Origin of the sequence: Kitasatospora sp. NPDC057518 (assembly GCF_042802075.1) — a bacterium.
Classification (GTDB): Bacteria; Actinomycetota; Actinomycetes; order Streptomycetales; family Streptomycetaceae; genus Kitasatospora.
In genome coordinates, this window is the sequence record NZ_JBHVEU010000029.1 from 1 (window position 1) to 25,196 (window position 25,196).

Sequence of the window (25,196 nt, forward strand, 5' to 3'; positions counted from 1 at the left end):
GGCCACCCCGGAGGACGCGCAGGAGGTCTGCGCCGCCATCCGCGGGCGGATCGCCGAGCTGTACGACCCGGACCTGCCCCGAGACGGAGTTGACGGACACGTCCTGGGCGTCATCGCGGCCATCCATCCGTCGGACGCTATCAGCGGGGCAGGCCCTTGTCAGGAGAGCGCACGAGGGAGGCCGCTCGGTGCCGAAGACCACGGCCGGCGCGTCGGGGGTGGCGGCGGCCCGCGCCTCGAACAGCTCCGGCAGGGTCGCGTCCGGGACGGGAGCGGCGGTGTCGTTCCAGCCGGTGAGCAGCTGCTCGCGCTCGGCCGGGGCGAGGATCCCGATGCCGCCGATCGGCGCGTCCGGGGCGGCCGCGGCGGCGCGCAGGACGCGCAGCAGCCGCTCGCCGAGGGCGGTGGCGGTGGCGTGGTCGAAGAGGTCGACCGCGTACTCGACCGCCACCGTCAGGCCCGCCTGCGGGCCCTGCTCGGTGAAGCGGAAGGACAGGTCGAACTTGGCGACGTCCAGCTCGAAGGGGTGCTCCGCGCAGCCCAGGCCGCCGAACTCGGCCGGCACCGTGACCCGGCTCTCCAGCGCCACCAGGGTCTGGAAGAGCGGGTGGCGGGCGGGGGTGCGGGTGGGGTTGAGGTGCTCGACCAGGCGCTCGAAGGGGATGTCCTGGTGGTCGTAGGCGTCCAGGTCGGCGCGCCGGACGCGGTCGAGCAGTTCCCGGAAGGTCGGGTCGCCGCTGGTGTCGGTGCGCAGCAGCAGGGTGTTGACGAAGAAGCCGACCAGGTCGTCCAGGGCCTCGTCGGTGCGGCCGGCCACGGGGGTGCCGAGCGGCAGGTCGGTGCCGGCGCCGAGGCGGGTGTAGAGGGTGGCGACCGCGGCCTGCAGCGCCATGAACAGGCTGGCGTTCTGCGCCGCCGCCAACTCGCCGAGCGCGCCGTGCAGTTCGGCGTCGATGGTGACCTCCACCAGGCCGCCCCGGTGCCCCGGCACGGCCGGGCGCGGCCGGTCGTAGGGGAGCGCCAGCTCCTCCGGGGCGTCGGCCAGGGCCTGCTGCCAGTAGGCGAGTTGGTCGGTCAGCAGGGCGCTGGGCCGCTCGTCGGTGCCGAGCAGCTCGCGCTGCCAGAGGGTGTAGTCGGCGTACTGCACCGGCAGCGGCGCGCGGGTGGGCGCGGCGTCGGCGGTCCGGGCCTGGTAGGCCTCGGCGAGGTCGCGGAAGAGCGGCCCGACCGACCAGCCGTCGCTGGCGATGTGGTGCATCAGCACCAGCAGGACGTGCTCGTCGTGCGGCAGCGACAGCAGGGTGGCGCGCACCGGCAGGTCGCGGGCGAGGTCGAAGACCTCCTCGCCGGCCGCGACCAGGGCCGCCCGCAGCTGCCCCTCGTCGGCCACCCGCACCTGGCGCAGCGCCAACCCGCCCGCCTCGACGACCTGTTGGTGCGGCTGGCCGTCGACGGTCGGGAAGACGGTGCGCAGCACCTCGTGCCGCTCCACCACATCCCGGACGGCCTGCTCCAGGGCGGGCAGGTCGACGGCGCCGGTGAGCCGGACCGCGACGGGGGTGTTGTAGAGCGCGCTGGGGCCCTCGAACTGCTCGATGAACCACAGGCGTTGCTGGGCAGAGGAGAGCGGCACGCGCTCCGGCCGCTCGGCCGGCCGCAGGGCCGGGCGGGCCGCCGCGGAGTCGGGCAGGGCGGCGGCCAGCAGGGCCACCGTCGGGTTGTCGAAGAGCGTGCGGATCGGCAGCTCGGCGCCGAGGCCGGCGCGGATGCGGCTGACCAGCTTGGTGGCGAGCAGCGAGTGGCCGCCGCGGTCGAAGAAGTTGTCGTCGATGCTGATCCGGGCCAGCCCGAGGACCTCGGCGAACAGCGCGCACAGGGCCTGCTCGGTGGCGTTGCGCGGCTCGCGCCCGCCGTCGGCGCCGTTGTAGTCGGGCGCGGGCAGGGCCTTGCGGTCCACCTTGCCGTTGGGGTTCACCGGCAGTTCGTCGAGGACGACGATCGCGGCGGGCAGCATGTAGCCGGGCAGCCGCTCGGTGACGAAGTCGCGCAGCGCGTCGGCCCGCACCTCGCCGGTGACGTACGCGACCAGGCGCTTGTCGCCCGGCTGGTCCTGGCGGACCGCCACGCAGACCTGGCCGACCTCCGGGTGGGCGGTGAACGCCGCCTCCACCTCGCCGAGTTCGATCCGGAAGCCGCGCAGCTTGACCTGGTCGTCCGCTCGACCGACGAACTCCAGTTCGCCCGTGGGCGTCCAGCGCACCACGTCGCCGGTGCGGTACATCCGGCCGCCGGGCTCGCCGAACGGGCAGGCCACGAAGCGCTCGGAGGTCAGGCCGGGGCGGCGGACGTAGCCGCGGGCCAGGCCGGAGCCGCCGATGTACAGCTCGCCGGGCACGCCGACCGGCACCGGGCGCAGCCCGGCGTCCAGCACGTACAGCCGGTTGTTGGGCAGCGGCCGGCCGATCGGCACGACGGCCGGCACCTCGGCGGCCGAGGTCATCGGGAAGTGCGTGGCGAAGGTGGTCGTCTCGGTCGGCCCGTAGACGTTGATCAGCCGCAGCCCGGGGCAGCTGTCCAGCACCCGCCGCATGGCGACCGGCGAGGCGATGTCGCCGCCCGTCCACACCTCGTGCAGCCCGGTGAAGGTCTCCGGGGCCTCGGCGGCCAGCACGTTGAAGAGGCCGACGCTGATCCAGGCGGAGGTGGTCCGCTCGTGGCCGATCACCGCCGCCAGCTCGGCGATGCCGAGCCGGCCGGCCGGGGCGATCACCAGCTGGCCGCCGGAGAGCAGCGGGGTCCAGATCTCGTAGGTGGAGGCGTCGAAGGCGGAGGGCGCGTGCACCGGCAGCCGCTCGTGGCCGCCTCCGGTGAACTGGCCGCCGAGCGCGAGGTCCACCACACCGCGGTGGGTGATGGCGATGCCCTTGGGCACGCCGGTCGAGCCGGAGGTGTGCATCACGTACACCAACTGGTCGGCGCGCTGCGGCAGTCCGAGGTTCTCGGGGTGCTCCTCGGCGTGCGGGTCGAGCACCGTCAGTCCGGCCAGCGCGGGGTGCTCGCGGTGGGCGGCGTCGGCCAGCACCAGGGCGGCCCCGGCGTCGTCGAGGACGGTCCGCAGCCGGTCGGCGGGCTGGGCGTCGTCCAGCGGGACGTACAGGCCGCCGGCCTTGAGCACGGCCAGGATCGCCACCACCTGGGCGGCCGAGCGGTCGATCATCAGCGCGACCGGCGTCTCCCGGACCACCCCGGCCTCGACCAGCCGCAGCGCCAGGCCGTTGGCCCGGGCGTTGAGCTGGGCGTAGGTCAGCTCGGCGTCGTCCGCGGTGAGCGCGAGCGCGTCCGGGGTCGCGGCGGCCCGCGCCTCGAACAGCTCGGGCAGCGAGCCCTCCGGCAGCGGGGTGCTGGTGCCGCTCCACTCGGTGACCAGCTCGGCGCGCTCGGCCGCGGTCAACACCTCGACGGTGCCGACGAGTTCGGCCGGGTCGGCGACGATCCGGTCGAGCAGGGCGAGGAAGCGGTCCAGCAGGGCGCGGGCCTCCCCGGTGGTGAAGGCGTCCGGCTGGTGGTCCAGTCGCAGCTGGAGGCCGTCGCCGGGGGTGAGGGCCAGCACCAGCGGGTAGTGGGCGCTGTCGACGTCCTCGACCAGGGTGACGCGGGTGGCGCCGCTCGGGTCGGCGTCGTCCAGCGCGGACGGGTCCGGGTAGTTGCCGTACACCGTGACGGTGTCGAACAGGCTTCCCATGCCGGCGAGTTGCTGGATCTCGGTGAGGCTGAGGTGCTGGTGGTCCAGCAGCGCGGACTGCTCGTGCTGGAGGCGCAGCAGCAGCTGGCCCCAGCTCTCCGCCTGGTCCAGGCGCACCCGCACCGGCACGGTGTTGATGAGCAGGCCCATCATCCGCTCCACGCCCGGCAGGTCGTGCGGCCGGCCGGAGACGGTGGTGCCGAACAGCACGTCCTCGCGCCCGGTGAGCCGGGCCAGCAGCACGCCCCAGGCCGCCTGGACCAGGGTGTTGAGGGTGACGCCGTAGCGGCGGGCGGTGCGGGCGAGGGCCTCGGTGGCCTCCGGGGAGAGCCCGGTGTGCAGGCGCAGCGGCAGCTGCGGGACGGCCGCCGAGCGGCCGGGGGCGAGCAGGGTGGGCTCGTCGGCGCCGGCCAGGGCGTGGGCCCAGGCGGCGCGGGCGGTGTCGCCGTCGCGCCGGGTGATCCAGCGCAGGTACTCGCGGTACGGGGCGGCCGGGGCCATCGGCTGCTCGAAGTACAGCGCCCACAGTTCCTCGGCGAACAGCGGGGTCGACCAGCCGTCCAGCAGGATGTGGTGCGCGGAGGCGATCAGCTGGTGGCGCCCGGGGGCGAGCCGGAGCAGGGTGTAGCGCAGCAGCGGCGGCCGGTCGAGGTCGAAGCGGCGGCCGTACTCGGCGGCGGCGATCCGCCCGGCCTCCGCCTCCGGGTCGGCGTGGCCGCTCAGGTCCACGACGGTGAAGGGCAGTTCGACGCCGTCCGGGACGACCTGCACCGGCGGGCCGTCGTGCCGCTGGTGGAAGGCGGCCCGGAGGTTGGGCTGGCGCACCAGCAGCGCCTCGGCGGCGGCGCGCAGCCGGTCGGCGTCCACCGGGCCGTCGAGGTCGAAGGTGACGACCGAGGTGTAGACGTCCGCGCCGTCGGCGTCGTACGCCGAGTGGAAGGCCATGCCCTGCTGGAGCGGCGAGGTCGGCCAGACGTCGACCAGGCGGGCGGGGGCGTGGTGGGCGGCGAGCCCGTCCAGCTCGTCCTGGGTGACGGCGACCAGCGGGAAGTCGGAGGGGGTGTGCCCGCCGGCGTCCGGCCGCTCGGCGTGCTCGGCGAGCGCGCCCAGCGCGGTGAACCAGGCCTCGGCGAAGGCCTGCACCCGCTCCTCGGAGAGCAGCCCGGTGGCGTAGGACCACTGGGCGACCAGCAGCGGGCCCTGCGGGGTGTCCACGGTGGTGGCGTCCAGGCCGAGCACCCGGCCGAGGGCGAGGCCGGTCGCGGCGCCCTCGGACATCGCCTCGGTGCCGGCGAGCACGTCCTCGGCGGTGACGCCCTCGGGTGCGAAGCGGCCCAGGTAGTTGAACTCGATCTGCGGGTCGGCGTGCCCGGCCAGCGCGGCGGCGGTGTCCGGGTTGAGGTGGCGCAGCAGGCCGAAGCCGATGCCGTTGTCGGGGACGGCGCGCAGCTGCTCCTTCACCCGGCCGAGGGCCCGGCCGAGTGCGGGGCCGGCCGCGGTGACCTCGGACCAGGGCAGCGCCCCGGGGGCGAGCCGGACGGGGTAGACGGAGGTGAACCAGCCGGCGGTGCGGTGCAGGTCGACGCCGTCGACGACCTCCTCGCGGCCGTGGCCCTCCACGGTGACCAGCACGGCGCCGTCGGGCCCGGTGGTCTCCTGGCCGCGCCAGTGGCCGAGGGCCAGGGCCAGCCCGGTCAGCAGCACGTCGTTGACCTGGGCGTGGTAGGCGGCGGTGACCTTGGTGAGCAGCGCCCGGGTGGTCGCGGCGGGCAGCACGAGCCGCAGCAGGCCCTCGGTGGCGTAGGTGTCCTGGGCCGGGTCCAGCGGGCGGTCGCCGAGCAGCGGGTCCGGGGTGGCCAACGCGGCCTGCCAGAGCGGGAGTTCGGCGGCCCGGCGGTCGGTGTTGGCCTCGGTGGTGAGGCGCTGGGCCCAGCGGCGGAAGGAGGTGGGCACCGGGGCGAGCTCGACGGCGCGGTCCTCGCGGAGCGCGGCGAGCGCGCCGAGCAGGTCCTCCTCGACGATGCGCCAGGTGACGCCGTCCACCACCAGGTGGTGGATCACCAGCAGCAGCTGCGAGGGCTGCTCCGGGCCGGCGTCGAAGCGCACGGCCTGGACCATCCGGCCGTCCTCGGGCGACAGGCGGCCGCGGGCGGCCTCGGTCTCGGCGCGCAGCGCGTCCGCGTCGGCCCGGCCCTCGACCCGGCGCAGCACGGCGTCGGCGGGGACGGCGCCGGGCTCGGGCACGTGCAGCGTCCAGGGGCGCTCGGCGAGCGGGGAGGTGCGGGCGCGGAACAGGTCGTGGTGGTCGAGCAGGGCCTGGACGGCGGTGGTCAGGTGCTCCCGCGTGGTGCCGGCGGGCAGGGTGAGCAGGGTGGACTGGTAGAAGCTCTCGACCGCGCCGTGCTGGGCGGCCAGCCAGTGCACGATGGGCGTCGGCGGCACCTCGCCGAGGCCGGACCCGGCGGGCTCGACGACGACCGGCCCCTCCAGCGGACGGGCGATCAGCGCCAGCTTCTCGACGGTCGGGGCGAGGAACACCTCGCGCGGGGTGAGCTGGAGGCCCGCGTGCCGGGCCCGGGAGACCAGCTGGATGGCCACGATGGAGTCGCCGCCGAGCTCGAAGAAGGAGTCCGTGACGCCCACTCGGGGCAGGCCCAGCACCTCGCCGAACAGCCGGACCAGGGTGTGCTCCAGCTCGCCGGCGGGGGCGCGGCCGTCCTCCTCGCCGGCGCCGAACACCGGCGCGGGCAGGGCGCGCTTGTCCACCTTGCCGTTGGGCGTGAGCGGCAGCCGGTCGAGCACCACGACGACGGGCACCATGTGGTCGGGCAGCCGCTCGGCGCAGTACGCCCGCAGCTCGGCCGGGTCGGCGGCGCCGACGGTGTAGCCGACCAGGCGGCGCTCGCCCGGGCGGTCCTCGCGGACCAGCACCACGGCCTGGCGCACCTCGGGGTGGGCGGAGAGGGTCTGCTCGATCTCGCCGAGCTCCACCCGGAAGCCGCGGATCTTCACCTGGTCGTCGGCCCGGCCGAGGAAGTCCAGCTGGCCGTCCGGGCGGTAGCTGCCGAGGTCCCCGGTGCGGTACATCCGGTCGCCGGGCTCGCCGTACGGGTCGGCCACGAAGCGCTCGGCGGTCAGGCCCGGGCGGTTCAGGTAGCCGCGGGCCAGGTGCGGGCCGGCCAGGTACAGCTCGCCGACGGTGCCCGGCTCGACCTGGCGCAGCTGCTCGTCCAGCACGTGGATGCGCACGTCCTGGCAGGGCCGGCCGATCGGGGGCAGCTCCTCGCCGGTGAGCGGCTCGCTCATGCTGACGATGACGGTGGCCTCGGTCGGCCCGTAGCTGTTGAGCATCAGCCGGCCGCGGCCGCAGCGGGCGGCCAGCTCGCGGGAGACCGCCTCGCCGCCGCCGATCAGGGTGCGCAGCGAGGGCATCGGCAGGTCGGGCAGGGTGGAGATCATCGCGGTGGCGACGTCGGCGTGGGTGACGCCGAACCGGTCGATCAGGGCGGCCAGCGGCTCGCCGACCAGCTGGCTCTGCTCGCGCGGCAGCACCAGGGCGGCGCCGGTGGTGAGCGCCACGGACAGGTCCGAGACCGAGACGTCGAAGCTGAGCGAGGAGGCCTGGAGCACCCGGCTGCCGGGGCCGACACCGGTGGCGGCGACCTGGGTGCCGACCATGCTGGGCAGCCCGGTGTGGGTGACGGCCACGCCCTTGGGCACGCCGGTGGAGCCGGAGGTGTAGATGACGTACGCGGTGTTCGGCGCGCTCACCGGCCGTACTCGCTCGGCGGCGGTGAACCGGTCCCCGGAGCGCGCGGCCAGGTCGGCGAGGTGCTCGGCGGAGTCGATCAGCAGCCGGGGGGCGCCGGTCTCCGGCAGCCGGCCGGCGGCCCCGGCGGTGGTGAGCACCAGGGCGGCGCGGGAGTCGCTCAGCATGTGGCGCAGCCGCTCGGCCGGGTAGGCCGGGTCGGCGGGCAGCCAGGCGGCGCCGGTCTTGGCGACGGCGAGGATCGCGGCGATCGCCTCGGGGGACTTCGGCAGGGCCAGCGCGACGACGTCCTCGGTGCCCAGGCCGCGGGCGGCCAGCACCCGGGCCAGCCGGTTGGCTCGGGCGTCCAGCTCGGCGTACGTGAGGGTGGTGCCCTCGGCGTACAGGGCGGGGGCGTCCGGGGTGCGGGCGACCTGGGCGTCGACCAGCTCGGTGAGGGTCGGGCGGGTGTCGGGGCGGGCCAGCCGGGCGGCCAGCGCGGCGGGGGTGGGGGCGTCCGCCAGGACGGACGGTTCCAGGCGGACGCCGAACTCCTCGTGCACGCGGGCCAGCAGCCGCTCGGCGGCGGGCCGGTCGCCGCCCAGGTCGTAGAAGCCCGCCGCGGGGTCGACCGACTCCCGGCCGAGCACCTCCGCGAACAGTCGGCACAGGACCTCGGCCGCTTCCGGCCGCTGCTCGGATCTGTGCGTCTGCTGGACCCCGGACATGTGACTCTCTCCCTCGTGCGGCTGGCTCCCGCGGTGGCGGGAGCGGCGAGCTGGGTTGACCCCGGGGCGGTCGGCCCGGGGGTCGGCGGAGCGATGTTGCGGTCGTCTTGCGGTGCTGCGGTGTGCTTCGTGTGACGTCCGTGCGGCACACGGGTGCGGTGCGGCGGTGCGGAGGGTGGTGGCGCGCCGGTGCTGTTCGATGCACGCGCGTAGACGTCGGACACGGGACCGCGCCGGCGGCGTGACGGTGCGGCCGCGCGGCGGTGACGGGGTGCTGCGGTGGTGTGGTGAGGCGGTGTCGGCGGGTTCCGGCGGTGCGGTGCGCCGACGACCGGGCGAGCGGCCTGGTGAGGGGCGGCTCGGGTGCGGGGCGGTGCCGGGTGAGCGGCGGTCTGCCCCGGGTGCGTTGCCGGGGTGGTGCGCTGTCAGGCGGTGCTTTGCCGGGTGGTGCCCTGCCGGATGGTGCTGTGCCGGGTGCCGCGCCGCCGAGGTGGTGCGACCGGGTGAGCGGCCGTTCGGCGCGGATCCCCGTCCGGCGGCCGCGCGGTGCTCAGCGGTCCGACGGTCGGTGGTCGGTGGCCGGGGTCAGTGCTCGGACAGGTGCGCGATGAGGCTCTTCGGCCGCAGGTCCTGCCAGTTCTGCTCGACGTAGTCGAGGCAGTCCTGCCGTCCGGCGGCACCGAACACCTGCTGCCAACCGGCGGGCACCGGGCTGAACGCCGGCCACAGCGAGTGCTGGCCCTCGTCGTTCGTCAGGACGAGGTAGCTGGCCTCGGCATCCTCGAACGGGTTCGCCATCGTCGGTTCCTCTCTGTTCGTAGCTGTGCAGATCTGGTTCGTAGCCGTGCAGAGCAGTGCGAGAAGGGGAGGAGCAGGGTGGTCGGACGTGACCGGATGTGATCAAACGGAGCCGCGGCTCACGGACCCCAGCCGGAGTCCTCGCTGGGGGCGTCGTGGGCGGTGACGGAGACCGTGGACAGGTGCGGCTGGGCGTGGAGCTGGAGGCCGACCACGGCGGCCAGCAGGACGGCGAGCATCCCGAGCATCTTGTGGACGCGGACGGCAAGGCTTGGCATCGCGAATTCCTCTTCCTGAGGAGGGCGGTCTGCCCTCTTCGCTCTGAAATGCATCCTGCCGAAGCCCCAAACGTGCTTGGAAGCTCTCACTGTGATCGTGAACACGCAATGCGGGAACCGGAAGCCCGGTCAGATCGTGCCAAAAACAGACAGACATGATCCAAGTCGTACCTGGGTCTGTCAGATCAGTGGTGGGAACTCCGCGGGCGCGTGGGACATCGCGGAGGACATCGCGGGGCGGAAGCGGGCACTCCGGCCCGCCGCAGCGAGCCCCGGCGCAACTCCTCCCGGACGGCGGGCCAGTCCTCGACCCACGGCCGGCCCGTCCCGGTCGGCGACTCCAGGGCGAGCGTCGCCAGGTAGGCGCGCTTGAGCGCCGCCCGTTCGTCCTGCACCCGCCCCGCGGACTGCTCGATCCGGCGCAGCCGGGCGTGCAGCCGCTCCAGCGCGCCCCCGCCGGTCAGCAGCCGCCGCGCCTCCGGGCCGAAGCGGAAACCGGGGGCCAGCAGCGGCCAGGCCGACCGCCACACCCGGAACACCTCGCGATGGCTCGGCCCCCACTCCCGCTCGGCCTGGGCCAGCCGCTCCAGCGCCGCCGCCTCGGTCGGCGCCGTACAGGTCTCGCGCAGCGCTCGAGAGAGCGCGCCCCAGTCCTCGCCGGGCGCGTGCCGCAGCGCCGCGTGCAGCAGGTGCGCCACCGAACCGTGCACCACCGTGCGCGGCCACTGCTCGGCCGCCGCCTCCGCCAGCACCGCGCCGGTGCCGCCCACCAGCACCCAGACCTCCCGCACCCCGCGCTCGGCGAGCCCCGCCAGCACCTGCGGCCACTGCTCACCGTCCGCGGCCGGCCACAGGCCCAGCACCTCGCGCCGGCCCTCGGTGGAGACCCCGAGCGCCAGGTGCACCAGCGGCCCGCCCGAGCGGCCGCTGCGCACCGAGTCGACGAAGACCACCGGGTAGACCGGGTCGAGCCGCCGCCCGCGCCGCTCGGCGAGCTCGTCCAGCACCTGGTCGGTGATGGCCGAGACGGTCTCCCGGCTCAGCTCCACGCCGTACACCTCGGCCAGGTGCGCCACCAGCTCGCCCGAACTGAGGCCGCGCGCGGTCAGCGAGATCACCAGCCGGTCGAGCCCGGGCAGCCGCCGGGCGCGGGGGAGGACGGCCTTGGGGGTGAAGCTGCCCTCGCGGTCCCGGGGCACCCGCACCTCGACCGGGCCGATCTCGGTGAGCAGCCGTCTGGCCCGGGCGCCGTTGCGGCCGTTGCCGCCGGGACCGGAGCCGTTGCCGGTGCCGTTGCCGGAGCCGCGCAGGTGCTCCTGGAGTTCGAGCTCCAGGGCGCCCTCGATCAGCTGCTTGGCGAAGGCCTGGAGAATCCCGCCGTCGCCCAGCAGCCGGACCGCGCCGGAGCCGACCTGCGCGGCGGCGGCCTCCGCCAACTGCCGCACCAGGCGCTGGTCCACCAGGCCGGCGAGGGCGGCGGGCGGTGCCGCCGGGTCGGAATCAGCTCGCAACTGGGGGTGCCTTCCGTCTGTAGGCCGTTCCGTGCACCGACCGCCCGCTCCGGACGTCCCGTCGGAACGCCAGGTGCGATGCGCCGGCAATCCCCCGGTCACCGCTGCCGGGTACGGTCACGACCGTGACCCCGGCTCCCCGTTTGCGTGCACGCCCGACTACCGTCAGCCGATGATTTCCGCGCCCTTTGGGCGTACACTCACGGCTGTCGGAGCCCGGGGGGCGGCTTCCGAACGGCAGTCACTTCCATCTTGCCGGTTCGGATGCCTGGCGGTAGCCGGTACGGGCATTCGTGAAACCGCAATGCCGAAGCCGGAAGGATGCCCAGATGTGCCCAAGTCAGGACAACTGCGCGGAAAGGGGAACACCCCAGCTCTGCGACCGGGGCATCGAGTTCTACCGCACGGCGCTGGCCGAGGGGGAGGCGGTCGGCGAAGCCCCCGAATGCCTGCTCGCGATGGGTCTGCTGCGCCCGCTGCCCGGCTCCGGTGACCGGCTCGTCCCCGTCCCGCCCGACATCGCCGCCACCGGACTGGCGCGGCCGCTCGAACTCGCCGTACTGGCCCACCAGGAGCGGCTCGCCGCGCTGCACACCTCCTTCCACGCCGCCGAGCACACCTACCGCGACGTCATGCGGCGCGCCAAGTTGCCGATCCGGCTGCTGGCGGGCGAGGAGATCAACCCCGCGCTGGAGAAGGCCGTCGCCGCCTGCAGCGAGGAACTGCTCACCGCCCAGCCGGGCGGCGGCCGCGGCCCCGAGCAACTGGGCGACGCGCTCCCGCGCGACCTCGCCCTGGCCGGCCGCGGCGTGCGCCAACGCACCCTCTACCAGCACACCGTGCGCTCGCACGGCCCGACGCTGGCCTACATCGAGCAGGTCACCGCCCAGGGCGCCCAGGTGCGCACCCTGAACGAGGTCTTCGACCGGGTGATCATCTGCGACCGCTCCACCGCCTTCATCCCGGCCGGCGCCGACCGCCAGGCCGCCGCGATGCTCATCGAACTCCCGCCGCTGGTCGAGTACCTGCTCAAGATCTTCGAGCTGATGTGGGAGCGCGCCGAGCCCGTCACCTACCAGCAGGGCCACCACCGCCCCCGGCTGCTGACCGCCCGCACCCGGCAGAACGTGCTGCGCCTGATGGTCAACGGCTACACCGACGAGGCCATCGCCTCCCGCCTCGGCATGAGCACCCGCACCGTGTCCAGCCACATCCAGAAGGCCAGCGAACTCCTCGGCAGCCGCAGCCGCGGCCACCTCGGCTACATCATCGCCCGCCAGGGCGTCCTGGACGAACCCCTCGACGAACTCTGACCGGCCCGCGCGCCCGGCGCGTGAGCACGGTAGGGCAGTGGGCTCGGACAACGTGCCGTGCGTATCCTGACCGTCGTCTCCCGCCAGGGAGAAACGCGGCCGTCGGTACCCAGGGCCCCGGCCGCTGCCGAGTTCTCCGACGAGTACGAATGGTGATCATGGAAGCGTCCCGTCCCGACCGTCTGACCTGCCTCGCCGTGTGTGCCGGTGCGGGGGGCCTCGCGCTCGGTCTCGAACAAGCCGGGTTCGATCCGGTGTTGCTCCTCGACAACCGTCCGGTGGCCTGCGAGACGCTGCGGTCGAACCGCCCGGACTGGCACGTCCTCCGGACGGACCTCCTCGACTTCGTTCCGGAGGAGCACCAGGAGTGCTACGACGTGGACCTCCTGGCCGCCGGTCTGCCCCGGGTGAAGGCGAGCGCCGCGGTGAGGCGTGAGGACAGCGCGGAGGAGCTCCGGCTGCTCGATGCGACCGTCATGCTCCTGCACGGCGTGCAGCCCCGTGCCCTGCTCATCGAGAACCTCTCCGAGTTGGCCTCCAAGCCCGCGTACGAGTCCATCCGTTCGGAGGTCGAGACCGAACTCCGACACCTCGGGTACGAGTACGAGTGGTTCGTCGTCAACGCGAAGTGGCACGGCGTGCCTCAGGACCGCAAGCAGGGGATCCTGGTGGCGCTGAAGGAGGGCTCCATGCGTGACTTCGTGCCCCCGGCGCGGGACACCGAGCCACCGCTGACGGTGGGGGAGGCGTTGGGCGTCTCGATGGCCGCCCGCGGATGGCCGCACGCCGCGGCCTGGGCCGCACAGGCCGACGAGGTCGCCCCGACCCTGGTCGGGGGTTCCTGGAATCGCGGTGGGCCGGATCTGGGGCCGACCGGATCGAAGCGGTCCTGGGCCCGCATGCGGGTCAACGGCGGCACCGTCGCCAATGAGGTCCCCGGGCCCGAGGACCTCTGGGACCCGTCACCGGACGGCACGGACATGGTGAAGCTGACGGTCGAGCAGGCGGCGCGGCTGCAGGGCTTCCCCGAGGACTGGACCTTCGCCGGCGGCAAGACGGACCGCTACCGGCAGGTGGGCCACGCGTCACCGCCCCCGGTGGCCCGGGCCTTCGGTCTCGCGATCCGGGCCGCGCTGGGCAACCCGGCGCCGGTACCGTGCGACGGACGGTGAAGGGAGCCGTGCGGCGCTCGTGACACCGGGGCAGGACGGCACCGGCCGTGCCGTCCCGCCCTCGGCGCCCGGTGCTCAGCGGGTGAGCAGGTGCGCGAGGAACCCGATCGACGGGTCCTCCGGGGTGCCGACGAGCAGGGCCCGGTCGAGCAGGCCGTTGTTGTGCTCGCAACTGGTCTCCGGGAGCATCACGCAGGCGTGACAGGCGGCCAGATTGGTGCCACCCGCGCCGGAGACCTCGGTCTCGATGCACAGCGGGTCGGCGGAGCACCACTCGGCACGGTGGACGGCCGAGCTCACGGCCTGGGCCAGGCGGTCGATCTCGCCTTGGGCGACCAGGCCGCCGAGGCTGCCGGCCGAGTCACTGGTGGCCGTGTAGATCAGCACCCCGGCCATCTCGTCGCCCGAGTAGATCCGTTCGCGCAGCGACGCGGCCGGGTAGCCCGAGTCCAGACTCCATTCGTTGATCATCACGTGCGCGAAGGTGTGCAGCAGGGCCATGCGCGGCGTGGTGGGGGAGACCGGGACCCGGGCCGGATCGGAGGCTCGTTCGGTGAGGACCCGCTGGTGGTGGTGCCGCATACGGGCCACCCGGTCGACGACGGCGGGCTGTTCGGCCCAGGCGTCCACCTGCTCCTCGTCGAACCGGAGGAACACCCCCTCGCCGTGGACCTCCATGGCGGGCAACCAGTCGGTGGGAGCGAGCGACAACTGCGCCTCGTGGCCCTCGGCGGAGGTCTCGGGATCGATGACCCGGGTGAAGGACTTCAGTGCGCGGACCTCGCGCAGTTTCTTCACCAGCATCGGGGTGACCAGGCCCAGCTCGGTCAGGGGCTTCTCGTCGCCGATCGGCGGCTCGCAGACGAACTGCTCGGTGTGGTGCCCGGATTCCTCCGGGTTGCCGGCACACAGACGCCGGTACTCCAGGTCGCGCAGGGCCCGGTAGCGCTGCTCCTGGTCCCGATCGGGGGTGTCCTCGGCGGAGGGGTCCTCGGCCTCCATCGCGGAGATCAGGTCCAGGACCTGCTGGGGACTCACCGGGGACGTGGACCCCTTGAAGATGTACTTCAGGTGGATCTCGATCTGGGCGAGGTCGGAACACGCGCGGAGATCGTCCCAGTGCTCGTCCAGGGCGTGCACCCGGGTGTCGCTCCACGGGGGGATGGACAGGGCCGAGCGCAGCACCGGCTGCCAGACGGAGGAGGAGCCGCGTTGGAGCGTCCGGGGCCTCCGGGAGCAGGGGATCCTGTCGGCCCCCTTCAGCCAGGGGCGATCGCCCGGACAGTCGAACCCCAGCTCCTTGAGGGCGCCGGCCCGGAAGGAGCCCTCCATGGACACCTCGGGCACGCCGCAGGAACAGGAGATCACGACGGAACGGAGCGAGGCGGTGCGTCCGGAGGACGTCAGGCTCATCCGACCGCCGCAGAAGCCGCTCTCGGCGCGCCGGCCCCGATGCAGCCACCGCCAGTACGGGAAGTCGGAGATGTGCCCGTCCTCGCAGGCGACCACGAACCGGGAGGGCACCAGCGGCTCGCCGCACTCGCCGCACTCGTTCCGTCCGGGCGGAGAGTTGAACTTCCGTACGTGGTCCAGCGCGTGGCACTCGGGGCAGTGGTGCCAGAGGGGGAAGCGGCGCACCCGGATGCCGTCGCGACTGCCGTCACCGGAAGCGGGCGGCAGACGGAAGTGCGTCACTCCCAGCACCCGGGCGAGGCGGGGTTCGCGGATCATCGGGGCCTCGTCGCGCGGCCACTGGTCCGCCGCGCCGTCGATGCCCGAGACGATGAAGGACTCCTGTTCCACGGCGACCAACGAACCCACGCCGTAGGTGGTGATGGCCTGGGCCCGACGGACCGCGCCGCGCCGGGGCAGGTTGTGGGCCGGAGTCGTGGAGCCGGCGGTGCGCCGTCGACGGGACGGGGGCGGGGTCATCGGGATGCCTCCATGAACAGGGCGGACTCGGCGTCGACGTCGCGCAGGGACCACAGGGTCTCCCACGCCTCGACGTCCTCCAGGGCGTCGTCGTAGGGCTTGAGCAGCGAGGGGTTGGAACGCCCGCGCTTCGGTTCGTAGCACAGGTTGCCGTTCGCTTCGGCCTCCTCGTACCACCATCCGACGAACTCCTCGAAGGCCGCGTCGACGTGGTCGACCTCCTCCGGGGAGACGTTCGCGACCCGGTCGAGGATCAGCGGGCGGATCCGCTCCCGCAGTTCCTCGTGGAAGAGGTCGATCCGCCCCGCGTCCTCGTCCCTGCGGGCCGCCGGGATCAGGATGCGGGCCAGTGCGACGATCACCGCGTGCAGACCACGGTCACGGGCCCGGGCCGAGAACGGCGTCACTGAGGTGGACTCGACCTCGCGGTAGAGCGCGGAGTGGAAGTGCTGGAAGTTCTCGTAGTGCGAACGGTCCCGGGAACGGCTCGAGTTGAGCATCACCGCGACCAGGCCCGGGTGGGCGCGGCCGACCCGGCTGGTGGCCTGGATGTACTCGGCGGTGGTCTGCGGCTGGCCCATGACGGCCATCAGACCGAGTCGGTCCACGTCCACGCCGACGGCGATCATGTTGGTGGCCAGCAGCACGTCCACCACGTCCGCCGTGTCACCGTCCGTCAGCCTGCGCTCGATCTGCTTCAGCCGGGCCGGGATCTCGCTGGCGTCCACCCGGCTGGTCAGCTCGGAGTAGTTGCCGACGGACCGCGGCTCGCTCCCGTCGCGTTCGGCCAGGTGCTCCAGATAGGCCACGACGTCGTCGTGGACCTGGAGTTCGGCGGCGGACAGCAGACGGAGGCTGTTGAAGTAGCCGACCAGGGTCCAGTAGGCGTCGCGCACCTCCTGGCGCGCGTCGGTCCGCAGTGCCTGGTGGAGCAGCGTGGCGTAGGTGCGGATCAGCAGGGTGGACTGGCTCGTGCCGGGGGTGAGCAGGCCCACGTAGCGGCGCGACGCCTTCTCGTTCGCCGGGGTCTCCACGGCGAACCACGAATCGCGGGCGTCCAGTCCGGCGGGCGGGAACTGCCGTACCTCGCGGGAGAACAGGGCCCTGCCCTGGTCGGCGGCCCGGCGGATGGTCGCGGTGGAGGCGATCACCTTGGGCCGCTCGGCGAGCACGTCGACGGCGGTCTCGTACAGGCCGGTCAGGGTGCCCAGCGGTCCGGAGATCAGGTGCAGCTCGTCCTGCACGATCAACTCCGGCGGAGGGGTGGAGTCCTGACGGTCCCGGTTGAAGAGGGCGGCGGTCTGTTCCCGCCAGGGCATCGAGGCGAACTTGTCGACGGTGGCGATCACCAGGGTGGGCCGGGCCGCGTACACCGCCTGGTCGATCAGGTGCACGGGCAGCCCGTCGGAGAACGCGCAGTCCGTGCCGGGGCAGCGCACGTCCATCCGCTTGGCCTCCTCGTCCACTGCGTAGCGGTGGGCGTCCAGGGCGGTCCCGCACCACGGACAGGCGTGCAACTGGACGGGATTCTCCGTCTGGAGCACCCGGCCGGAGCGGGCGGCGGCGAGCTGCCGGGAGGCCACCTCCAGGGTGTTCGGCGTGGCGGAGCGCCCCACCCACATGCCGATGGAGATCTCCTCGTGGCCCAGTTCCCCGGGGTTCTCCAGCCGCATCCGCTCCATGGCGCAGATCAGGATGGCGGCGCGCTCGAACTGCTGGAGGGTCAGCAGGCGCAGCGTGTAGCGCATCAGGACGGTGACCCCGCCGCCGGCCGGTCCGAGCCGCTTGCGGCGCAGGAAGGTGGTCAGGGCGATCAGGCCCAGGTACGCCTCGGTCTTGCCACCACCGGTGGGGAACCACAGCAGGTCGGACACGCCCCGGTCGGGGTGCTCCGGGTCGTCCACCCCGGCCAGGCACAGCAGTACGAAGGCGATCTGGAACGGACGCCAGCGTGCCGTCGTCGGGTCGGGTTCGCCGATCCGGCCGCTCTTGACCCAGGCGGCCCGGGCCCGCTGGGTCGCCATCGCCCGGTTGGCCAGGCGGAACGCCCACATCAGGTCGGGTTTGTCGCGCAGCAGCGCGATGCCCCCCCGGATCCGTTCCAGGGCCTCGCGGCAGGCGCGGACCTGCTCGGCGGCGGCCGTCTCGTACGAGGTACCGGCGAGTTCGGCGGCTTCGTCCCGCTTCCGCTCGATCCACCGTTCGTAGCCGTCGGCCAGCCCGTCCAGCGCGGCGATCACCTCGGCGTCCCCGGCCTCGGCCAGGCCGAGCATGGTGAGGGCACTCGCGTCGATCGTCGGGTTGGAGTCGGTGAGCAGCACCTCGTGCGTGGGCACGAACTCGGTGCGCACCTCGCTCACTCCCGCCTGCATCACGTCGGTGAGGCCGATCGGGGGCGGGGTCCAGTCCCATACCGCCGCGCAGCCGTGGCCGGTGGCGAAGGTGGGGGCGTGCCGGTGCAGCAGCCTGCTGCTCTCCAGCTCGGGGTCCACGGCGGACAGCGCGGTCGGACGTTCCACGAACGCACTGGATCCGTCGGCGGCACGGACCGTCAGCCCGGCCTGGAACAGGGCGAAGGCGTCCTGGAGCTCCCGCTCGCCGACCCTCTGCTCGTTCACCAGGGTGACCGTGACGGTGACCGTGCCGGTCTCCTTCGACGGGCGGCGGACGTGCACGTCCAGCCGGACCGGTCGGTCGATCGGGTAGTAGTCGCCACGACGGTCCGGGAGGGCGAGGTCGATCGTGACGTCCGCCAGGTCGAGTTCCACCCGACGCCAGTGCTCCCGCTGGTCGGAGGTGGTGCGGGCCTCGCTGCGACGCGCCGAGACCTTGCGCCCTTCGGCGTCCTCCGGCTCGTACACGGCGGCACGGGCCGAGACCACGATCTCCCGGCACACGGTGGGGTCGACCGCGAAGGTCAGACCGACACTGGACGGCCGTCGACCGCCGGAGTCGTGGTGGTCGACGGACGGGCCGGACTCGTCGAGGCCGGCCGACCTGGGCAGGGGCTCCTCGTCGAGGCCGCTCTGTTCCTCGTCGTCCTCCTCGAGACGACGGCTCGCCGCGGCGTCCGCCGGGCGCGGGTAGAGCACGCCGATGGGATAGCGGGTGATCGGGGCGTCCTGGTCCAGGACCTCGGCCCGGTCCTCGGCGGAGTCCCCGATGTCGGGGCCCAGCAGCTCCCGGCGGAGCCGGGACACCAGGTCCTCACGGACCCGGTAGTGCTCGGCGTGCCGCCCTGCGTGGATGGTCATTCCTGCTCCTCCTGGGTTCCGCTGGTGTGCCGGAACCGTCCGATTCCGCTGATGCGAGGGGCGATCCACACCCCGTGGTCGCCGAGGCCCGCGTTGGCCCCGGCGGCCGGACTGCCCGCGACCGACTCCAGGCAGTCGATGCGCAGACCGGAGATCTCCTCGGGCCAGCGGATCTCCCACGTGGAGCCGACCTTGAGGACGGAGTGCAACTGACTCCGGAAGACCTCGGAGGCGTCGCCGATCTCCCGCCCTTCGTGGAGCAGGGCGTACCGAGGGCTCTGCTCGGCGCCCATGGGAAGGGCATCACGCAGCCGGAACGACACCGCGTCCCCCGGCCGCACCCGCTCCAGCAGGTAAGCCTGGGCGCCGGGGGCGTCACCGACGGCGTCGGCCGGTTCCAGGGCGTCCACGTCTCCGGCCCGCACTTCGATGCCGTCGCGCCGCCACTGCAGACGCTGGTTCGGGACTCCCCGGTACAGCCGGCCGGTCGGCTTGTGCCTGAGCACCGTCACCGTGTCAGGCGGGGCGACCCGGTACAGGTCCTCCCGCGCCCGGGTCATCGCCACGTAGAGCGCGCGGGCCTCGGCGGGAACGTCCGGTGCCTCGGTGCGGCGACGCAGTTCGGCGACGGTCGGCGGGTTGAGCACGATCACCCGGTCGAACTCCAGGCCCTTGGAGCGGTGCACCGTGGACACCACGAGCCGGGCCGGTTCCGGATCGGCCAACTCGTCCGGGAACCGGCGCTCCGCCACCAGACGGCGCAGCCGCACCACGTCGAGGGTGCCCCGCCCGGCGCCGCGTGCCGCCGGGCGCAGGGAGCGCCACACCCGGTCGAGGTCGGTCTCCTCGGGCAGGGGGATCGCGGCGAGCAGATCACGCAGTCGCTCCTCGGCCAGGGTGGCGGCCGCGGTCCGACGCAGCACCTCGGCGACCCAGTACGGCACCGGCCGGTCCCGGAGCGGGCGGCGCAGGGCGTGCGGGACGCCCTGGGTGTGCAGCCGCTCCGAGACGACCAGAGCCTGCCGGTTGTCGCGGCACAGGATCGCGCAGGTGCCGGGGAACGACCGCAGCGTGTCCAGCGTGAACGAGTCGGTGAACGAGCCCAGGTCGGGCAGATCGAGCAGCAGCTCGCGCAGCTCCTCGTGGAGGCGTTCGGCGGCCGCGTCCGCGCCTTCGGGGGCGCTGCCGACGGCCTGGACGGCGGGGCCGAGCGGGAGCGCGGTGCGCGCTTCGGGGGTGACGGCCCGGAAGTTGCGGGTCAGTCGCAGCTCCTCCAGGTCGTCGGCATAGGAGATCCGCACCCAGCGGAGGAAGAGGTCGGCGCGATCGGCGTACTCCTCCGGGTCCTCGATCTGGAAGTCGTAGATCGCCTGGGCGGAGTCGCCGACCAGGGTGAACCCGCAGGAGTCCTGGAGCCGGTCGAGCAACGACTCCACCATCTCCCGGCGGGCGCCCACCAGGTCCTGCACCTCGTCGATGATCACGTGCGTGGGCGGGCCTGCCTCCAGGGACTCCAGTGCGCCCTTCTCGATCGCGTCGGTGGCCGCCCGGATCCGCTCGTCGAACGAGAGCGCCGACCACTCCCCGTCCGGGTGCGCCTGGAGCAGCAGGGAGTAGGCCCAGGAGTCGAAGGTCTGTACCCGTACCCGTCGCGCGTGTTCCCCGTGTCGGGCGATCCGGTCCCGCAGCTCCCGGACGGCGGCGCGGGAGAAGCTGAGGACCAGCAGCTCGGACGCCTCCAGCGCCTCGTCCGGGTCGGTGTGTCCGACGAGCGCGTCCATGCGGCGCACCAGGGTGTGGGTCTTGCCCGTCCCCGCTCCCGCGGTGACCAGCAGCCGGGTGTCCCACGGCCGGTCCACGACGGCCTGCTGTTCGGCTGTGAGGACGGGGCCGTCCTCGGGGTGGGTGGTCATCGGTTGCTCCACAGGTGCTCGAACTGCGTGAAGGCGAGGGCGGTGTCGAAGTTCCGGATGTTGTCGCGGACGTTGAGGATGAGGCAGGTGTCCTTGCCGCCGTTGCGGGGGCCGCGCAGACCGCGGCCGATCATCTGCTGGTACACGTTGGGGCTGTAGACGGGCCGGGCGACGACGACCGCGCGGGTGGCGGGGGCGTCGAAGCCCTGGGTGAGCACCCCGTAGTTGGTGAGCACGCGTACTCGGCCGTCACGGAAGTCCCGGATCCTGGAACGACGGTCGCTGTCGGAGGTGGTGGCGTCCACCGAGGAAGCCGAGATCCCGCGGTCCATCAGCATGGCCGCCAGGTACTTGGCGTGCTCCACGGAGGTGGCGAAGACCAGCACCGGCCAGTTCGCGTCCATGTCCGCGACCTCGTCGACGATGCGGCGGCTGCGGTCGTGGTCGTCGGCCAGACGCTGCTCGGCGGCCTTGGACAGCAGACTGAACTGCTCGGCGCTCTCCCGCTCCTGGCGCGACAGCTCGATGGTGCCGCCGGTCAGCTCCTTGTGCTCGACGTGTGCCAGTACACCGATCTCCTGGAGGTGGCCGTAGGCGTCGTCGGAGGGGAAGACGCCCTCGTCCAGCCGACGGGTGCCGAACCTGTTGACCAGCCGGCGGGTCTCCTCCTCGTTGTGGCCGCGGAACGGGGTGGCGGTGAGACCGAGGAGGTGCCGATCCGTCCGGTGCTGGGTCAGGCCGAGCAGGCTCAGGATCTCGGTGTAGCTCGGGCTGGTGGCCACGTGCGCCTCGTCCACCACCACCAGGGCGGCGGCCCGCAGCCAGGCGTAGCGGTCGGTGTCGAGGCACACCCGCAGCTTGGCGTCGGTGGCCACCACGAGCTGCGGCCCGTCGGTGACCGGGGCGGCCTCGTTCGAGGTCCACAGCCGGTTGATCGTCAGCCGCTCCTGCGCGCCGGCCTTGCTCCAGACGAACTGCCAGCTCTGTACGGCCTGTTCGCACAGTTCCTCGGTCTGGGCGATCCACAGGATCGGACCGTTCAGCTCACCGGCCTGCTTGACCCAACGGATGACGGCCTCGGCGGTGACCCGCGTCTTGCCGGCGCCGGTGGGCAGGGAGAGCATGGCGCGCTGCGGGGCGAGTCGGTCCAGCATCTCGAAGATGTTGAGGGCGAGACGTTCCTGGTACTCGTGCAGGCGGGGGAAGTCCCGGGGGCCGTCCACGGTCAGGCTCTGTTCGAGGGCCGGGGCCCGGTATCCGGCAAAGGGCGCGGGCAGGCCGAGATCGGCGACGAAGGAGACCGCCGCCGGGCCCCCGGTGTAGGAGGACGGGGCGCTCGGGAAGCGTTCCTGGATGTCGCGCGCATGGGTCTTGAGCACGCTGTCGCCGTGCGCGTTGAACGCCATCTGCGCGATCCGGCGACCGGTGGGCTCCGGCCCGTCCGGATCCTGGCGCTCGGCGTCCATGAGTCCTGAGGGGAGCCGGTCGCGCAGGGCCTCTGCACCGATCAGCAGTTCCAGCTTGGCCGTCACGTCCTCGGCCTCGCGGATCGCCTTGAGCGAGGAACGCACCTTCTCGTCCTGCTCCTGACGGACCTGCGCCTCCAGGAGCGCCCGGCAGCCGGCCTCTCCCATCCGCAGACCCAACTCGCGGTCCACGGCCCGGAGCGTGCCCAGCCGGTCCAGCGAGTCCACGACCTTGATCACGTTGCCCTGGCGGGCGCTCGCCAGGGACTTCGCCCGGGCACCGTGCGGGGTACGGACGACCTCCTCCAGCGTGGAGCAGCGCAGCAGCGAGTAGGTGCCGACCGAGCCGCCCATCTTCTGCCGCAGCGTCGGGAACTCCTCGCCCAGCGGAACCGGCTCCACGCTCGACTCGTGCCGGGTCTCCCGGCTGACGACGTCGTCGTGGCGCAGCATGCCCCACTGCTCGACCATGAGGTCGGCGGACTCCTGGTCCGGCATCAGCAGCGCGGGCACCCGCTCGGCCTGCAAGGAGCGGTACTCCTCCGGGTTCGCGGCGACGGCGATCTCGCCGTCCGCCCGGGTGTCCCAGGCGTCGCCGATCCGGCAGCGGGTCAGCGAGTCCTCGGGGAAGGGGATCTCCAACCGGGTCAGCAGGGCGTAGGTGGAACCGACGAAGGTGTCGTCCTCGCTCTCCTGGAGCTTCTCCAGGAGCTGCTCCCACTGCTTCGTACGGACCTTCTCGACGCTGTCCGCGAGCCCGAGCTTCCGGGACTTCTCCTCGCTGATCGACGCCACCGGGAGCACATCACGGTAGCCGCCGAGCTGCGGTCCCACGGCTTCCTTGAGGGGCCTGAGGCCCTGGGACGTCTCGATCAGACCGTGCCGGGAGATCATCCACCGGATGGGGGACTGCACCGATCGACGGGAGTCGACCTGGGCCCCGATCTGCAGGGTCCAGTGCTCGACCAGCGCGTCCTCCGGCAGCGCCCGGACGAAGGCCGCGCGGGCCGGCTCCGAGAGCCGGGGCAGCAGGTGCAGTGGCCCACCGACAGGCGAACCGTCGATCCTGATCCTGGCCAGGGTCGGCCGACTCGCCCGGTCGTCGAGCGTACGGCAGTACGCCGCGTGCGCGGCGGCCCGGTACTCCTCGAACCAGGGCTCCTCCTCGGGCCTGTGCTTGCCGGTCGGGCGGTCCCGCAGGCCCAACTCGCGGAAGAATCCCGCGTCGTCGGAGTGGAAGCGCATGTCCACCGCGATCTCGGGGTCGCTCTCCGCGGTGACGACGACACCGGGCAGCATGCAGTCGCGCATGGTGTGGAAGCGGCCGTCCGCCGTCCGCACCATCAGCGTCTCCAGGGGCGCGTCCACCCGAGTGGTCACCTCATGGCCCACCACGGAGGCACCCGCCCGGTGGAAGAGCTCCCAGAACCGGTTCCACTCCTGCGGGCCGTACGAGCCGAAGCCCTGGTCGAGGACGCTCACGAAGCGCCCCCGGACGTCGGCTTCCTGGATGCCGAGGGCGGTGAGGGCGGAGTGCAGCGACGGGTCGTCGGACAGGGCGCGGTCCACGTAGACCAGCGACTCCCGCAGGCCGTCCTCCTCGGTGCGGCGGTACACCACGCTTCCCCGAGGGGCGACCAGGCCGTTCTCCTCGGTGAGCACGATCCTGGCCGTGCGGGCCTCCGCGGCGCAGCCGGCGTTCGAAGCGATCATGTCGGCGACGATCCGGACGGCCGTCGCCGAAGCCTCGGCCGTGCCGTCGGAGACCAGCGCCTCGAGCCACTCGACGATCGAGGCCCGCTGCCGGCGGGCGGCGGCCAGGATGTGCTGGACCTTGCCCGTGCGCAGGTCGGTGGCCTCGGCCGAGGGGTGCACCCAGTCGCGAGGGCGCCCGGGGTACGCGTGCCAGGACCGAAGCCAGCGGTTGACCGCGGTGCCGTCCTTCCCCAGGTCCGGGTGGATGTTCAGGCTGCCGGGGACGCGCAGGACACCGTCCTGGTCGGGCAGCGACGGCCGCACCGCGGTGGTGGCCCAGATCTGCTCGGTGAGCAGCCGGTCGGCCCAACTGATCGTCTCCACGCCCTTGGAACGGCCCGGCAGCAGCGGGAGGTACGCGCCGGGGTCCTCCGCCGGCGCGAGTTCGGGCAGCGAGTCGACCACCAGGCCGGCGGCGGTCCGGATCATCTCGACGTTGAACGGCGAGGAGTCCAGCAGGTTCTGCCGGTCCTCGTTGGTCTTCCACGCCCCGTTCAGGATGCCGCTGAGGGTCATCTCGTACTTGGTCGGGAAGAACGACCAGAACCGGCCCCGCCCCTTGGCGTCGGCGTAGCCGAGCAGGCCGGTCCGCTCGTCCGTGTTGTAGGCCGGGACCGCCCAGGCCAGGTCGACGGTCAGCCGGTCGTGCAGCTCGCCCGCGTCGCGTCGGGCGACCTCGGTCGGTTCGTGGGTGCGGGTGAAGACCCGCCACTGCGAGGTCGCCGGCGGCTTGCCGACCCGTTCCTCCTGGATCGTGTGCAGGTTGCCGACCCGCTCGGCCTGGAGGGCCCGGCGCGCGATCGGGCGGGGCCGGCGGTCCTCCAGGACCACCTGGCCCACGTGCGGGGAGAACAGGTGGAAGCCGGACGGGAATTCCTCGCGGGTGTCGTGACCGGCGGTGCCCTGGTGGCCGTGCATGTCCTTGCCCAGCCGATCGGCGGCGCCGGGCAGCAGCGGGAGACGGACCACCGTGGTGGCCCACGCCAGCAGTTCGTCCAGCACCTGGTCCTTGAGGCGCTCGGCCGCCATGTCCAGCTCGCGGGCCATGCGCAGTACGGGTGCCTCGAACTCCGCGCCGAACCGCTCGCGCACCCCGGGCACGTTGCGGATCAGCTCGAACGACCAGGCCCGGTCGAAGCCGAAGCTGCCCTCGCGGCTGAAGAATTCGGGCGCGTCGGTCACCACCAGGACCGACTTCACCCCCACACCGAACCGGCCGATCTGCCCGCCGCGCTTGCGGGACGTGCTCATGCGCAGGATGGTCTCCGCGCCGTCGGGCGTCACCGGGTCGCCCTGGTTGGCGCAGTACAGATGGGTGCCGGTGAGGACGACGTGGATCCGGCCGCCGGGCTCGTCGCGCAGCTCGTCGGCCGCGTTCTGGACGAGTTCGAAGAGCTGCCGGTCGCCGTACCCGCCCTGGGTGATGCGGCGTTCGCCGTTGGCGTGTTCGGGGATCAGGCCCGGGTCGACGGCATAGGTCTCCAGGACACGGAGGGACTGCTCGACGACGGTGCGGATCACGGGGGACTGCGGGTCGGCCACGAATGGTTCCACTTCGGGTGCGGAGGAAAGGTGGGCGCGAGGAC

General features: G+C 73.2%; 10 protein-coding genes. 2 read left to right on the top strand and 8 right to left on the bottom strand.

From position 1 onward, the window contains the following. The 4 genes from ACFU7Z_RS05180 to ACFU7Z_RS05195 all read right to left on the bottom strand — a co-directional run. On the bottom strand, window positions 1-8,218 hold an 8,218-nt coding region (locus ACFU7Z_RS05180), incomplete at its 3' end, for an amino acid adenylation domain-containing protein (RefSeq protein ID WP_380776254.1). A 585-nt stretch (window positions 8,219-8,803) separates the two neighbouring features. Continuing rightward, window positions 8,804-9,016 (bottom strand): MbtH family protein, encoded by a 213-nt coding sequence (locus ACFU7Z_RS05185; RefSeq protein ID WP_049649760.1) that lies wholly within the window; start codon window positions 9,014-9,016, stop codon window positions 8,804-8,806. 119 nt (window positions 9,017-9,135) lie between these two features. Then, window positions 9,136-9,294 (bottom strand): hypothetical protein, encoded by a 159-nt coding sequence (locus tag ACFU7Z_RS05190; RefSeq protein ID WP_158077742.1) that lies wholly within the window; start codon window positions 9,292-9,294, stop codon window positions 9,136-9,138. A 185-nt stretch (window positions 9,295-9,479) separates the two neighbouring features. Continuing rightward, window positions 9,480-10,805 (bottom strand): IS256 family transposase, encoded by a 1,326-nt coding sequence (locus tag ACFU7Z_RS05195; RefSeq protein ID WP_380776257.1) that lies wholly within the window; start codon window positions 10,803-10,805, stop codon window positions 9,480-9,482. A 329-nt stretch (window positions 10,806-11,134) separates the two neighbouring features. Between ACFU7Z_RS05195 and ACFU7Z_RS05200 the strand changes: the two genes are divergently transcribed. Together ACFU7Z_RS05200 and ACFU7Z_RS05205 are read left to right on the top strand one after the other, a co-directional pair. Further along, window positions 11,135-12,118: a LuxR C-terminal-related transcriptional regulator gene (locus ACFU7Z_RS05200; RefSeq protein WP_049649231.1), complete on the top strand. Its 984-nt coding sequence runs from the start codon at window positions 11,135-11,137 to the stop codon at window positions 12,116-12,118. Between the two features lie 149 nt (window positions 12,119-12,267). Then, window positions 12,268-13,290 carry a DNA cytosine methyltransferase gene (locus ACFU7Z_RS05205; protein ID WP_199823021.1) on the top strand — a complete coding sequence of 341 codons (1,023 nt, stop codon included), beginning with the start codon at window positions 12,268-12,270 and terminating at the stop codon, window positions 13,288-13,290. A 75-nt stretch (window positions 13,291-13,365) separates the two neighbouring features. Here the strand turns inward: ACFU7Z_RS05205 and drmB are convergent, their stop codons facing one another. The 4 genes from drmB to ACFU7Z_RS05225 are packed head-to-tail and all read right to left on the bottom strand — an operon-like array spanning window position 13,366 to window position 25,152. Beyond that, a complete protein-coding gene (drmB, locus tag ACFU7Z_RS05210) occupies window positions 13,366-15,222 on the bottom strand; it encodes a DrmB family protein (protein ID WP_380776260.1) in 1,857 nt (618 codons plus the stop codon). Then, window positions 15,219-18,476 (bottom strand): helicase-related protein, encoded by a 3,258-nt coding sequence (locus ACFU7Z_RS05215; RefSeq protein ID WP_049649229.1) that lies wholly within the window; start codon window positions 18,474-18,476, stop codon window positions 15,219-15,221. The genes drmB and ACFU7Z_RS05215 overlap by 4 nt, the downstream gene beginning before the upstream one ends. After that, entirely contained in the window at window positions 18,473-20,389 is a 1,917-nt protein-coding gene (locus tag ACFU7Z_RS05220) for a UvrD-helicase domain-containing protein (RefSeq protein ID WP_380776264.1), read from the bottom strand. The genes ACFU7Z_RS05215 and ACFU7Z_RS05220 overlap by 4 nt, the downstream gene beginning before the upstream one ends. Beyond that, window positions 20,386-25,152: a DEAD/DEAH box helicase gene (locus ACFU7Z_RS05225; RefSeq protein WP_380776267.1), complete on the bottom strand. Its 4,767-nt coding sequence runs from the start codon at window positions 25,150-25,152 to the stop codon at window positions 20,386-20,388. Before ACFU7Z_RS05225 ends, ACFU7Z_RS05220 begins: the two co-directional genes overlap by 4 nt. Between the last annotated feature and the right edge of the window lie 44 nt (window positions 25,153-25,196).